Source organism: Actinomyces slackii, from assembly GCF_900637295.1.
GTDB classification, from domain to species: Bacteria; Actinomycetota; Actinomycetes; order Actinomycetales; family Actinomycetaceae; genus Actinomyces; species Actinomyces slackii.
In genome coordinates this window covers 1,485,525-1,497,943 of the sequence record NZ_LR134363.1, presented here as the reverse complement: position 1 = coordinate 1,497,943, position 12,419 = coordinate 1,485,525, and the positions used below count along the sequence as shown (strand labels likewise).

Below are 12,419 nucleotides of genomic sequence, written 5' to 3'. Positions count from 1 at the left end.
TCAGCGGGGATCGACCGGCCTGCTCGATTCGCGGATCACCAGCTTGGCGTCCAGCAGCACGTCCTGGGGCTCCCGCCCGCTGGCCACGGCGACCACCTGGGCCATGACCGCACGGCCCAGGGCATGGAAGTCCTGAACGACCGTGGTCAGGGCCGGCACGAGCATGCGGCTGGCGGGCACGTCGTCGAAGCCCACCAGCCCCACGTCATCGGGGACGCGATAGCCGGCATCGTGCAGGGCGCGCATGACCCCCAGGGCCAGGTCGTCATTGGCGGCGAAGACGCCGTCAGGGGAGGCGCCCAGGGCCTCGGCGCCGGCGCGGGCGCCGTCCTCGGCGGACCAGCCGCCGGCATCGACCACCACTGCCTGGACTCCCTGCTCGGCGCAGGTGCGCACGAAGGCGTCTCGGCGGGCAACCGCGTCGGCATTGGACAGATCCCCGGCCACATGGACCAGGCGGCGCCTGCCGGTGCGCACCAGGTGCTCGGTGGCGGCAGTGGCGCCGGCGGCCTGGTCGATGGCCACGGTCGCGGCGCCGGCGATCCCGCCCTGCCCCGCCATGAGGATGCGGGGGCTCTGGGTCGGCCTGGAGTCGAGCTCCTCGAGGGCGGTGATGCGCCGGGCCAGGATGATCGAGGCCTCCACCCGGTAGCCGGCGAGCTCGTCGAGAGCCGAGTGCACGGCTCCCGGGGAGTCATCCGGGGCGGAGGTCACCACCAGCTGGTACCCCTCCTGGCGAGCGGATTCGGCAATGGCGGCGAAGGTGGAGGCCGTGCCGTGGCTCAGGCGGGACATGAGCAGGACGCCGATGGTGCCGCTGCGCCCCGCCGCCAAGGAGCGCGCCGCGAGATTGGGCTGGTACCCCAGGCGCTCGATCGCGGCATTGACCCGCGCCCGGGTCTCGGGGCGAACGGAGGGATGGTCGTGCAGCACGCGTGAGACCGTCTGCTGGGAGACTCCTGCCGCACGAGCGACGTCGCTCATCACCACCGCGCGCATGCGCACCCTGCTTCCTGACGAATCCCGCCGCAGGGGCCTGGGCCGGGGGAATCCCGCACGGCGCCAGCCCCTTGTTCCTCGCACAATGATAATCACCGCTTACGCCCGCGCGCCTCAGGCGCGGGCGACACGCAGTGGCGAGTGCTGGGCCCTGGGCGCCTCCCAGCGCCGCTCAGTGACTGCCAGCGCCCTTTAATGCCCCGCGGGGCCGATCTCCTCCAGGACCGCCTCGATGGAGCGGACCAGGGTGGGGCGAGCACCGGCCGCCAGGCGCAGGACCTCCTGCGGATCGGTCGGCTCCACGGCGAAGGACAGGTCGGACACGACGCTCAGGCCGGACACCGCCACACCGAGCTGGTGCAGGGCGATGGCCTCCAGGACGGTGGACATGCCCACGCAGTCAGCGCCCAGGCCGGCGAGCAGGCGCGCCTCCGCCATCGTCTGGTACTCGGGGCCGCGCAGGGCCGCGTACACGCCCTCACGCTGGGCCGCGCCCCGCAGGACCCGGGCCAGCCCCGCGTCCCACACGGTGCGCACATCAATGAAGACCGTGCCGTCGAAGGGCGAGGCACCGGTGAGATTGAGGTGGTCGGTGATGACCATGACCTCGCCGATCCCCCACTCGCGCAGGCAGCCACCCGCGTTGATGAGCACCGCGGCCCGCACACCCGCCGCCGCGGCGGCCCGCGCCAGGGCCACCACCGGGGCCGGGCCGCGCCCCTCGTAGAGATGGGTGCGGCCGTGGGCCACGAGGACGCGCCGGCCTCCCGAGGCGGTGGGCCTGCGGTAGGAGGACAGGAGATCGAGGTGCCCCGGCGCCACGGGGGCGCTCACGCCCGGCAGGTCCGACAGCGGCAAGCGGGCCTCCGACTCGCCCCAGTCCGCGAGCGCCTCCTCGGCTCCCGATCCCAGGACGACGAGCAGGTCGTGGCGGTCGACCCCGGTGCGGCGGGCGATCTGATGGGCGGCCTCGAGGGCCGGGCCGGGACCCGCATGCCCGCTCGACGCCGCCAGGGCCTCTAAGCGCTCGGCGCCAAGGCCGCCGGGCCACGGCCCGCTCATGCGCCGGCCTCCTGCGCCGCCTCCTGGGCGGCCACTCGCCGTCGGCCTAGGAGCAGGTGGCCCAACAGGCCGGTGAGCAGGGAGACCAGCACGCCGAGATTGGCGTAGGCCCAGTCCCCCTCGCGCCCGCCCAGGGGGCCCAGCAGGTAGCCCTGCCAGGACAGCCAGGAGGCCGCGGAGTTGACCACCAGGCCCCATCCGAGCACCGAGCCCGCCCCCACCAGGGCGATGGCCTCCCAGTTGATCGAGCCGTAGACGCCGTCGGGGGTGAACAGGGCCTGCTCGTCGTAGTCGCGCCGGCGCATGATGACCTCGGCGATCATGATCCCCGCCCAGGCGGCGATGACCACGCCCAGGGTGGTCAGGAAGCCCTGGAAGGGCCCCAGGAAGTCCGATGCGCCGAAGGTCACGGCGATGGTGCCCAGGGCCATGATGGTGGCGTCGATGGCGGTGGCGGTGTGGCGCCGCAGCGGCAGGCCCGTGGCCAGCAGGGACAGGCCCGAGGAGTACAGGTCCATGATGATGCCCCCGGCCAGTCCCAGGATCGCCACGACGGCGAAGGGAACGAGGAACCAGGTGGGCAGGATCGTGGTCAGCGCGCCGATGGGGTCGGCGTTGATGGCCTGGCCCAGCTCGGCGTCGGAGCCCACCAGGAGGATGCCGAAGAAGACGAGGACCACCACGGGCAGGGCCGAGCCGAGGGTTGTCCATCCCACGACCCCGGCCGAGGAGGCCGAGCGGGGCAGGTAGCGCGAGTAGTCGGCGGCCGCGTTGACCCAGCCCAGCCCGAATCCCGTGGCCACCATGACCAGGGCCCCGATGACGGCGGCCGGCGGGCCTGCGGGCAGCCCCGCCAGGGCGGCGATATCGATCTGCGGGGCCACGAGGATGAGGTAGATGACCGTCAGCGCCCCCGTGGCCCAGGTGATCCAGGTCTGGACCCGCATAATGGCCTCGAAACCGAGGATCCCCGCGCTGGCGGCCAGGCCCACGGTCACCAGGAAGCCCACGATCTGGGCGCCGGTCTCGTTGTGCCAGCCCAGGGCGCGAAGGACAGTGGCCGAGGCCAGCGTGGCCAGGATGCACAGGACGGTCTCCCAGCCCACGGTGAGGATCCAGGAGATGGCCGCCGAGAGCCGGTTGCCGTTGTAGCCGAAGGCGGCCCTGGACAGGGCCAGGGTGGGGGCGCTGCCGCGCTTGCCCAGGATCGCGATGATGCCGCACAGGCCGAAGGACACCACCACCCCCACGGCTCCGGCGATGACGGCCTGCCAGAAGGACAGGCCGAAGCTCAGCACCCATGCCCCCCAGGACAGCCCCAGGACGGAGATGTTGGCCGCGAACCAGGGCATGAACAGGTCGCGGGGCCGGCCCTTGCGATCGGATTCGGCGATGATGTCGAGCCCTGCGTTCTCCAGCAGGGACATGTCAGTGACGCCCTCGGTGCTCATCAGCGCCTCCACGATGCGACAGCGGTGCAGCAACGGGACGATGATATAGGCCTCACCGATGGTCCGCCTGGGTCAGCACGCGCAGTGCCTCGGCGGGGTCACCGCCCGCCAATAGCCAGTCCCGGGGTGATAGACCGTCGAGATCCTCGGGGTCTGCCGCGGTCATGCGCGCCTCAACGGAGGCGGGCGTCAACTGTGGGCGCAGAGCGGGGACGATCGCAGCCAGGCCGGGCAGGGGGAGTCCGGCCTCGAACTGCCAGGTGGGATAGCGCAGACTGCGACCATCGGAGAAGGCGTAGTACCTGCGCCCCGTGGCACGTGTGATAGCGGAGGCGGAGCGCCCGAGCATCTGGGCGACCTGGCGGGTGGAGAGCGATTTGGCCAGGCGGCGCGCCGCAGCGATGGCATCCTGGCGGGCGGCCACGATCTCGGCCTGGCGCCGATCAGTCAGCAGGCGCTCGACCTCCTCCTCACTGGTGATCTCGTCGCGCGCCTGCGCGCCCAGGAGCCCGGCCTGCTTGGCGCTGTGGCGAAGGAAGTCAACCATGGTCCCGGGCAGAGGCGCCGCACCGGTCCGTGCGCCGCGGCCCTGCGGCCTCATACCCGCAGCCCCAGTCCCCGCATGCGTGAGACGGCGCCCTGGGAGAGGACCTCGTGGAACTGGCTGGCGCTGCGCTCCCCCAGCAGCTCGGGGAACTCGGAGAGCAGGCGCTGGAAGGTGCTGATCTCCTCGCCCACCACGCGCCGTGCCCACAGGCCCAGGCGCGCCGCCAGCTGGGTGTCCCCGGCGATGGCGGCGTCGAGCTCGGCGGTGGCGTAGCGGCCGATCGGATCGGCGGCGAGCTCGTCGATGAGGGCGGTGCGCACGGGCTCGGGCAGGGAGTCGCTCAGGGCCATGCCGAAGTCGATGAGCAGGCCGAAGGCGAGGTAGGTCTTGACCAGCCGCTCGGCCCAGTCCAGGGGGCGCAGCCGCGCGTCGAAGTCGCCCAGGACGCTGACGAAGCGCTCGGCGGCGCCGTAGACGTCCACTCCCGCGGCCGAGGCGTGCTCGACGATGCGCTCGAAGCAGCCGACCTCCCAGGCGCTCATGCGCAGCAGCGCCAGGCGCGCCTCCATCGACGGGGCCTTGTCCGCATCCTTGGCGTAGCGCACGCAGGCGGCGGTGCGCGAGTAGGCGACCACCCCGACCACGCTGAGCTCGTGGGGGCCGACCTGCATGGGGGCGCTGGGCTGGGGCGTGTCACTCATGGGGGTCAGCGTAGTCACGGCCGCGACCGCGCGCTGGAGCATCGGGGCCCATCATCCGCGGTTGGACGGCCGTCGTCGATCACCATCGATTCTGCCGACCCGTCGGTGACTTCGGCCACGCCCAGCCGGGGAAAAGGGCGGTCGGGGACGCGGATCACCCCGCGGACCGCTAATCTGGCCTCGTCCACGGTTGCCCGGTCGTCCAGCAGCCCGGTCCCGCGAGCCGCCAAGGCGGCCATGCACGGGACTCCATTCCACGATCGGCTGCCTTTGATCGCATCGCGTCGGCCCGCCCGAGAGTCTCGGGCTCGCTGCGCCTGCCGCCGGTGGCGCCTCACCTCGACGAGCCACCCGCCAGCGCCCGCGCGCCGACCAGTACAACCAGACAAGGAAGCTCGTGACTAACGAGGATCGCAGGGACGACGACGTCGAGCCCGCTCAGCAGGACGCGCCTGCCACCCAGCCCGCCTCCGGGATCATCGAGACCGCCGGGGCCCACGCCCCCGTCCTGGAGGAGGCCACGCCCGACATCACCGATGAGGGCGGCCAGGCCGAGCTGGGCGCCCGGCGCTTCGCCGACTTCGGCGTCGAGCCGGAGATCTGCCAGGCCCTGGCGGCCAAGGGCATCACCTCGCCCTTCCCCATCCAGGCCCTGACCCTGCCGGTGGCCCTGACCGGCCAGGACATCATCGGCCAGGCCAAGACCGGGACCGGCAAGACCCTGGGCTTCGGGATCCCCCTGCTCATGGACACCCTGGGCCCCGGGGAGGAGGGCTGGGACGAGGACCCCGCCTCCGGCTCCCCCCAGGCCCTGGTGGTCCTGCCCACCCGCGAGCTGGCCAAGCAGGTGGCCGAGGAGCTGGCCACCGCGGCCGCCCTGCGCACCGTGCGCATCACCCAGGTCTACGGCGGACGGGCCTACGAGCCCCAGATCGAGGCCCTGGAGAGGGGCGCCGAGATCGTCGTGGGCACCCCGGGGCGCATCATCGACCTCATGGATCGCCGGGTCCTCAACCTGGAGCATGTCACCACCGTGGTCCTCGATGAGGCCGATGAGATGCTGGACCTGGGCTTCCTGCCCGATGTGGAGAAGATCCTGTCCCGCACCCGCCCCGACCGCCACACCATGCTCTTCAGCGCCACCATGCCCGGGGCCGTGGTCACCCTGGCCCGGCGCTACATGACCAAGCCCACCCATATCCGCGCCCAGGACCCCGGGGACGAGGGCATGACCGTCAAGTCGGTCCAGCAGGTCGTCTACCGCACCCATGCGCTGAACAAGGTCGAGGTGGTCTCCCGCATCCTGCAGGCCGAGGGACGGGGGCGCACCATCATCTTCGCGCGCACCAAGCGCACCGCCGCCCGCGTCGCCGAGGACCTGGCCGCGCGCGGCTTCGCCACCGCCTCCCTGCACGGCGACCTGGGCCAGGGCGCCCGCGAGCAGGCTTTGCGGGCCTTCCGCAACAACAAGGTCGATGTGCTGGTGTCCACGGATGTCGCCGCCCGGGGCATCGACGTCGACGACGTCACCCATGTCATCAACTACCAGTGCCCCGAGGACGAGAAGATCTACGTCCACCGCATCGGGCGCACCGGGCGGGCGGGCAACTCCGGGACCGCGGTGACCTTCGTGGACTGGGATGATGTCCCGCGCTGGAGGATCATCGCCAAGGCCCTGGGCCTGCCCATCGAGGAGCCGGTGGAGACCTACCACACCTCCGCCCACCTCTTCGCCGACCTCTCCATCCCCGAGGGCGTCACCGGCAGGCTCCCCAAGGAGATGAGGGTGCTGGCGGGCCTGGACGCCGAGGAGATCGAGGACCTGGGCGAGACGGGGCGCTCGCGCCGGGCCGATCGGGGCGAGCGCGGCCGCGGGCGCGGCGGGCGCTCATCGCGTGGCTCTCGCTCCGGCCGCGGGAGGGCGGGCCGCCAGGATCCCGGCAGCGCCGGCGGGACCGGTGAGGCGGGTCAGGACAAGCCGCGCCGCACGCGCACCCGCACGCGCAAGCGCACCCGTGGCGGGCGGCCCATCACACCCCCGCAGGAGCAGTAGGCATCGCATCCGCGGGCCGGCCCCATCGGGGGCCGGCCCGCCTCAGATCCAGGCGTCCAGGAAGGCGAACACGCCATCGGCCATGATCTGCACGGCGATCGCGGCCAGCAGGAGCCCGAAGATCCTGGTCAGGATGCGGATCCCCGACTCCCCCATGAAGCGGTTGAGGCCCAGGGAGAAGCGCAGGGTGAGCCAGACCACGAGGTGGGTGCCGATGATCGCCGCGGTCACCGAGACCCATCCGGCCGCAGCCGCGCCCGCCGTCTCCACCGCCACCATGGCGGCCACGATGGCCCCGGGCCCGGCCAGCAGGGGCGTGCCCAGGGGCACCAGGGCCGCGTTGGCGGTCACCGAGTCGGGGTCGGGGCTCTCATCGGCCTTGCCGGTCAGGAGCTCCAGCGCCACCAGCAGGAGCAGGAGGCCGCCGGCCACCTGGAGCGCCGGCACCGAGATCCCCAGGAACTTCAGGATGTAGCGCCCGAACACCGCGAAGGCCAGGATGACCCAGAAGGACACCCAGGTGGCCTGCCGGGCGGAGGCCGCCCGCTCGGTCGGGCTCTGACGGCCCGTCAAGGACAGGAAGATCGGCACGGCTCCCAGGGGATCCTGGATGACCAGCAGGGTCATGAAGGAGGTGGCGAAGAGCGTGGGGTCGAAGACTGACTGGAGCATGGGCCTTCCGGTGGGTGTGGACACGGCCGCGGCGCGGCGGCGCGCCGACGGCGAGAACGAGCACGAGGGTAGCGCCGACCATGTCGGATGTCGTGCTCGCAGGCCCTGACGGGAGGACCGGCTCAGGGCTCGACCAGGCCCAGGGCGCCCTCGGAGACGATCCGCTCCAGCAGGGCGGGCGCCATGAGGTTCTCCCCCAGCGCGTTGGGCTTGCCGCCGCCGTGGTAGTCCGAGGCTCCGGACTCCCCCAGCCCCAGACGGCGGGCGAGGCTGCGGGCCTCCTGGCGCTGGGCCTCGTCGTGATCGCGGTGATCGACCTCCAGGGCCGCCAGCCCGGCGTCGGCCATCTGCGCGAAGACCTCGTCGGGCACGAGCCTGCGCTGGCGCCGGCCCGCCCGGGGGTGGGCGGCCACGGGCACTCCCCCGGCGGCGCGCACCAGGGCGCAGGCCTTAACCGGGTCCAGGGCCCAGTGGCGCACGTAGTAGGGCGATGCCGTCGCCAGGGGGCCGGCGAAGACGGCGGAGCGATCCGGGAAGCATCCGGCCGCCACCAGGGCATCGGCGATATGGGGCCGGCCGATGGTCACCGTCCCTCGGGTCTGCTCCACCAGGTCCGTCCAGCTGATGGGGTAGTCGGCGCTCAGGCGCTCGACCATCTGGCGGGCGCGGGTCTCGCGCGAGGCCCGCGCCCGCTCGAAGGCCGCGGTCAGGCCCGGGTCATCCGGGCGGTGGAGGTAGGCCAGCAGATGGAGGGTCACGCCGTTGGAGGAGCAGGAGATCTCGGTGCCCCGCAGCAGGGCGACCCCGGTGCCGGCCACCGCTGCCGCGGCCTCATCCCACCCTGCCGTGGTGTCGTGATCGGTCAGGCCGATCACGTCCAGGCCCGCCACCGCGGCCGCGGCCATGAGCTGGGCCGGGGTGTCGGTGCCGTCCGAGCAGGCCGAGTGGGTGTGGGGGTCGATGCGCACCGGCCCAGTCTAGGCGGGCCCATGACCGCCTCGTGCTCCCGGCGAACTGGGACGATGAGCCCCCAGCGGGGCCCGGTTCGGTGCAAGACTGCTCGCATGTTTCCCAGCTCCACTCCTCCCGCCCCACGCCCAGACCCTCAACCCGTGCGCTTCGGCATCATCGGCTCGGGCTTCATCGCCCAGTGGTTCGCCGATGCGGTCGCCCAGGAGTCCGCCGCCCAGATCGTGGCCGTCACCTCGGCGCGCCCCGAGCGCGCCCGGGCATTCGCCGAGCAGCACGACGTCGCCCACGCCCACACCAGTGTCGAGGATCTGCTCTCCGCCCACGGCCCTCACAGCGATGACCCCATCGACGTGGTCTACATCGCCTCCCCCAATGCCTTTCACGGCGAGCAGGCCATCGCCGCCCTCCAGGCGGGATTCCATGTGCTGGTGGAGAAGCCCTTCGCCCTCAACCTCATGGAGGCCCGGGCCATGGTGGAGACCGCCCGCCTGGCCAACCGCTTCCTCATGGAGGCCTGGCTCTCGGCCTTCGAGCCCGGTGTGGCCCGCCTGCGCGAGGCCCTGCCCCGCCTGGGCCGCATCCATCGCGCGGTCCTGGTCAAGGAGCAGTTCTCCTCGCGCATGAGCGCATACCGGGAGGGCTCGCTGCCGGCGACCTTCGACCCGGCCATGGGCGGGGGCTCGCTGATGGACCTGGGCATCTACCCGGTGAACCTGGCCATCCACCTGTTCGGCCGGCCCGATCGCGTCACCGCCTCCGGCCAGCTCCTGGACTCCGGCGTGGACTCCCACGGGACGGTGGTCCTGGACTATGAGCACGGCGAGCACTCCGGGCTGCAGGTGGTCTGCCTTCACTCCAAGACCTCGCAGGGAGGGGTGGACTCCATGATCGCCTCGGATCACTCCGCCCTGGTCTTCGACGACTGCCAGTGGCCCAGGCGCATCGAGCTGCACGAGTCCGGCTCGGGTGACCAGCGCACCGAGAACCTGTCGGTGCGGCGCCGCGGAGCCCAGCTGCGCTACGAGCTGGCGGAGGTGTGCCGCCTGGTGCGCTCCGGGGCGCACGAGTCCGGGCTCCACCCGCTCTACGCCTCAGAGGCGGCCGTCGACGTCCTGTCCCAGGCCCGCGCCCAGACCGGGGTGCGCTTCCCCTCCGATCCGGAGCGGTGATCGGCAGGGGCGCGAGCGCCGTCAGCGCGGTGCCGCGCCCCCTGCGATCCGGGGCCGCGACCCGGCGCGGTGATCCGGAGCGATCCGGAGCGATCCGGCCGGTCCTGCGCACCTCCTGCGGGTCGTGGCACCGGCGGCCCGCTGGTGGAAGGATGCTGCCATGACACGCACGCCCAGCAATGATGCAGCGCCCAGCCAGGACCAGCCCATCTCCGAGCGGGGATCCAACCGCTCCCACCGTCCCTCCAGCCGGGCCTTCCGCGACTTCATCGCCTCAGGATGGGGACCGCGCCCCGATGCCCTGCCCAAGGCCAGCCCGGCGGCGCCCTGGGCGGCCCAGCGCCGCCAGGCCTTGGGCGCGCTCTTCCCCTCCGAGCGCCTGGTCCTTCCCGCCGGCCCTCTCAAGGTGCGCAACAATGACTGCGACTACCGCTTCCGCCCGCACAGCGCCTTCGCCCACCTGGCCGGCACCGGCCAGGACTTCGAGCCCGACGCCGTGCTCGTCCTGGAGCCGCTGACGGTCCCCGGCCAGGAGCTCGGGCAGGGGCCCACCCATGAGGCGGTCCTGTACTTCCGGCCCCGCGCCTCGCGCAGCTCCGAGGAGTTCTACGCCAACGCCCGCTACGGGGAGCTGTGGGTGGGGGTGCGCCCCTCCATCGAGGAGGTCGAGGCCGCCACGACCATCCGCTGCGCCCACATCGACTCCCTGCCCGATGCCCTGGCCAAGGATGCCGGGCCGGGAGCCGTCCAGCTGCGGGTGATCGCCCAGGCGGATGAGGCCGTGACCGCGCTGGTGACCTCGACCCGCCAGGCCGCGGGCCTGGCCACCGGCCAGGAGGCCGAGGAGCTCGATGACCGCCTGGCCGAGGCCGCCAGCGAGCTGCGCCTGCGCAAGGACGCCTGGGAGATCGACCAGCTCCAGGCCGCCGTGGACGCCACCCGCGCCGGATTCGATGACCTCATCCGCTCCATCCCCCGCGCCACGGAGCATCATCGCGGCGAGCGAGTCCTGGAGGGGGCCTTCGCCGCCGTGGCCCGCCAGGAGGGCAATGGGCTGGGCTACGACACGATCGCGGCAGCCGGCGACCATGCCAACACCCTGCACTGGATCGCCAACGACGGCCCGGTCCGGCCCGGCCAGCTGGTGCTGGTCGATGCCGGGGTGGAGGTCGACTCCCTCTACACCGCCGATGTCACCCGCACGATCCCGGTCGATGGCCGCTTCACCGAGGTCCAGCGCCGCGTCTACCAGGCGGTCCTGGACGCTGCCGACGCCGCCTTCGCCCGCGCCAATGAGCCCGGCTGCCGCTTCACCGATGTCCATGCCGCCGCCATGGAGGTCATCGCCGCGCGCCTGGAGGAGTGGGGCCTGCTGCCCGAGGGGGTCAGTGCCGCGGACTCCCTGGAGCCGGAGGGCCAGTACCACCGGCGCTGGATGGTTCACGGCACCAGTCACCACCTGGGCCTCGATGTCCACGACTGCGCCCAGGCCCGCCGGGAGATGGCGATGGATGCCCTGCTGGAGCCGGGCATGGTCTTCACCATCGAGCCGGGCCTGTACTTCCGGGCCGACGACCTGCTGGTGCCCGCTGAGCTGCGCGGGATCGGCGTGCGCATCGAGGATGACGTCGTCGTGCGCGAGGACGGCTCGGTGGAGTCCCTGACGGCGCAGATCCCCCGCACGGTCGAGGAGGTCGAGGCCTGGGTGGGCGGACTCATCTCCTGACCCCCTCCCGAGCCGCTCCCGAGCCGCGGCCCGGCGGCGCGAGAGGAGACTCACCCCTCGACTCATAAAGAAAATTCGATATGATGGGGGCATGACGCCGCCGCAGGACTCCTCGGAGCACCACCACAGCCACGATCACGCCACGGGATCGTCACGACCGCGCCTGGCCATCGCGCTGGCCCTGACCTCGACGGTTCTCATCGCCGAGGTCATCACCGCCCTGCTCACCGGCTCCCTGGCCCTCCTGGCCGACGCCGGGCACATGCTCACCGATTCCGCCGGCCTGATCATGGCGCTGGTGGCCGCCGGCCTGGCCGCGCGCCCGGCCACCGACCGCTCCACCTGGGGGCTGCGCCGCGCCGAGGTCATCGGCGCGGCCCTCCAGGCCGGGATGCTGACGGTGGTCGGCGCAGTGGTGGCGGTCCAGGCGGTGCGCGCCCTCATCTGGCCCTCCCCCATCGAGGCTCATGGGATGCTCATCATGGGTGCCATCGGCCTGGCCGCCAATGCGATCGCCCTGGTGGTTCTGGCCGGCGGGCGCGGGGCGAGCCTGAACATGCGGGCGGCCTTCCTGGAGGTGGCCAGTGACGCCCTTGGGTCAGTGGGCGTGATCCTGGCCGCCCTGACCGTGGCCCTCACCGGGTGGCACCGGGCCGACGCCGTGGCCTCCCTGGTCATCACCGCGCTCATCGTCCCGCGCGCCGCCGCCCTGCTGCGCGCGGCCATGCGGGTGCTCATGGACTTCACGCCCGAGGACCTGGACCTGGCCGAGGTGCGGCGCCATATTCTCGAGGTCGAGCATGTCGAGGCCCTCCATGACCTGCACGCCTGGACCGTGGCCTCCGGCATGCCGGTGCTCACCGCCCATGTGGTGGTCAGGGACGAGTGCCTGACCGAGGGCTGCACCGAAGAGATCCTGGACCGCCTCCAGGAGTGCGTGGCCGAGCACTTCCCGGTGCGCATCGAGCACGCCACCTTCCAGCTCGAGCCGGTCTCCCACCTGGCCCATGAGGCCCAGTACTGCTGAGCGGGGCACCATGGCGGCGCCCCCCGTGGTGCCCGCCGCC

General features: G+C 72.5%; 11 protein-coding genes. 4 read left to right on the top strand and 7 right to left on the bottom strand.

Features of this window, described 5'->3' with window-relative positions:
* The 5 genes from EL266_RS06260 to EL266_RS06240 all read right to left on the bottom strand — a co-directional run bounded on the left by EL266_RS06260 (position 1) and on the right by EL266_RS06240 (position 4,760).
* On the bottom strand, positions 1 to 999 hold the full coding sequence (locus EL266_RS06260; RefSeq protein ID WP_232012127.1) for a LacI family DNA-binding transcriptional regulator: 999 nt from the start codon (positions 997 to 999) through the stop codon (positions 1 to 3).
* Between the two features lie 192 nt (positions 1,000 to 1,191).
* A complete protein-coding gene (locus tag EL266_RS06255; RefSeq protein ID WP_026426907.1) occupies positions 1,192 to 2,061 on the bottom strand; it encodes a purine-nucleoside phosphorylase in 870 nt (289 codons plus the stop codon).
* Positions 2,058 to 3,512, bottom strand: a complete 1,455-nt coding sequence (locus EL266_RS06250; protein WP_026426906.1) for a purine-cytosine permease family protein — start codon at positions 3,510 to 3,512, stop codon at positions 2,058 to 2,060. The genes EL266_RS06255 and EL266_RS06250 overlap by 4 nt, the downstream gene beginning before the upstream one ends.
* Before the next feature lie 52 nt (positions 3,513 to 3,564).
* Positions 3,565 to 4,059: a hypothetical protein gene (locus EL266_RS06245; protein WP_051281125.1), complete on the bottom strand. Its 495-nt coding sequence runs from the start codon at positions 4,057 to 4,059 to the stop codon at positions 3,565 to 3,567.
* A gap of 50 nt (positions 4,060 to 4,109) precedes the next feature.
* A complete protein-coding gene (locus EL266_RS06240; RefSeq protein WP_026426905.1) occupies positions 4,110 to 4,760 on the bottom strand; it encodes a ferritin-like fold-containing protein in 651 nt (216 codons plus the stop codon).
* 397 nt (positions 4,761 to 5,157) lie between these two features.
* Between EL266_RS06240 and EL266_RS06235 the strand changes: the two genes are divergently transcribed.
* Complete coding sequence (locus EL266_RS06235) at positions 5,158 to 6,813, top strand: DEAD/DEAH box helicase (protein ID WP_026426903.1); 1,656 nt, start codon at positions 5,158 to 5,160, stop codon at positions 6,811 to 6,813.
* A 42-nt stretch (positions 6,814 to 6,855) separates the two neighbouring features.
* On the opposite strand, the gene EL266_RS06230 is transcribed toward EL266_RS06235, so the two are convergent.
* Positions 6,856 to 7,485 (bottom strand): MarC family protein, encoded by a 630-nt coding sequence (locus EL266_RS06230; RefSeq protein WP_026426902.1) that lies wholly within the window; start codon positions 7,483 to 7,485, stop codon positions 6,856 to 6,858.
* A 122-nt stretch (positions 7,486 to 7,607) separates the two neighbouring features.
* On the bottom strand, positions 7,608 to 8,453 hold the full coding sequence (locus EL266_RS06225) for a PHP domain-containing protein (protein ID WP_026426901.1): 846 nt from the start codon (positions 8,451 to 8,453) through the stop codon (positions 7,608 to 7,610).
* Positions 8,454 to 8,549: 96 nt separating this feature from the next.
* Between EL266_RS06225 and EL266_RS06220 the strand changes: the two genes are divergently transcribed.
* The 3 genes from EL266_RS06220 to EL266_RS06210 all read left to right on the top strand — a co-directional run bounded on the left by EL266_RS06220 (position 8,550) and on the right by EL266_RS06210 (position 12,379).
* Positions 8,550 to 9,626 (top strand): Gfo/Idh/MocA family protein, encoded by a 1,077-nt coding sequence (locus EL266_RS06220; protein WP_026426900.1) that lies wholly within the window; start codon positions 8,550 to 8,552, stop codon positions 9,624 to 9,626.
* Positions 9,627 to 9,786: 160 nt separating this feature from the next.
* The gene (locus EL266_RS06215) at positions 9,787 to 11,352 is read left to right on the top strand and encodes an aminopeptidase P family protein (protein ID WP_026426899.1); all 1,566 of its coding nucleotides are present in this window, start codon (positions 9,787 to 9,789) and stop codon (positions 11,350 to 11,352) included.
* Positions 11,353 to 11,443: 91 nt separating this feature from the next.
* The gene (locus EL266_RS06210; RefSeq protein WP_026426898.1) at positions 11,444 to 12,379 is read left to right on the top strand and encodes a cation diffusion facilitator family transporter; all 936 of its coding nucleotides are present in this window, start codon (positions 11,444 to 11,446) and stop codon (positions 12,377 to 12,379) included.
* The last annotated feature ends 40 nt before the right edge of the window (positions 12,380 to 12,419 follow it).

Bases quoted from the DNA above. Each gene is read 5' to 3' on its own strand.
- EL266_RS06245 (WP_051281125.1), bottom strand. From the start codon at position 4,059: ATGGTTGACTTCCTTCGCCACAGCGCCAAGCAGGCCGGGCTCCTGGGC.
- EL266_RS06250 (WP_026426906.1), bottom strand. From the start codon at position 3,512: ATGAGCACCGAGGGCGTCACTGACATGTCCCTGCTGGAGAACGCAGGG.
- EL266_RS06215 (WP_026426899.1), top strand. From the start codon at position 9,787: ATGACACGCACGCCCAGCAATGATGCAGCGCCCAGCCAGGACCAGCCC.
- EL266_RS06210 (WP_026426898.1), top strand. From the start codon at position 11,444: ATGACGCCGCCGCAGGACTCCTCGGAGCACCACCACAGCCACGATCAC.
- EL266_RS06260 (WP_232012127.1), bottom strand. From the start codon at position 999: ATGCGCGCGGTGGTGATGAGCGACGTCGCTCGTGCGGCAGGAGTCTCC.
- EL266_RS06255 (WP_026426907.1), bottom strand. From the start codon at position 2,061: ATGAGCGGGCCGTGGCCCGGCGGCCTTGGCGCCGAGCGCTTAGAGGCC.
- EL266_RS06230 (WP_026426902.1), bottom strand. From the start codon at position 7,485: ATGCTCCAGTCAGTCTTCGACCCCACGCTCTTCGCCACCTCCTTCATG.
- EL266_RS06240 (WP_026426905.1), bottom strand. From the start codon at position 4,760: ATGAGTGACACGCCCCAGCCCAGCGCCCCCATGCAGGTCGGCCCCCAC.
- EL266_RS06220 (WP_026426900.1), top strand. From the start codon at position 8,550: ATGTTTCCCAGCTCCACTCCTCCCGCCCCACGCCCAGACCCTCAACCC.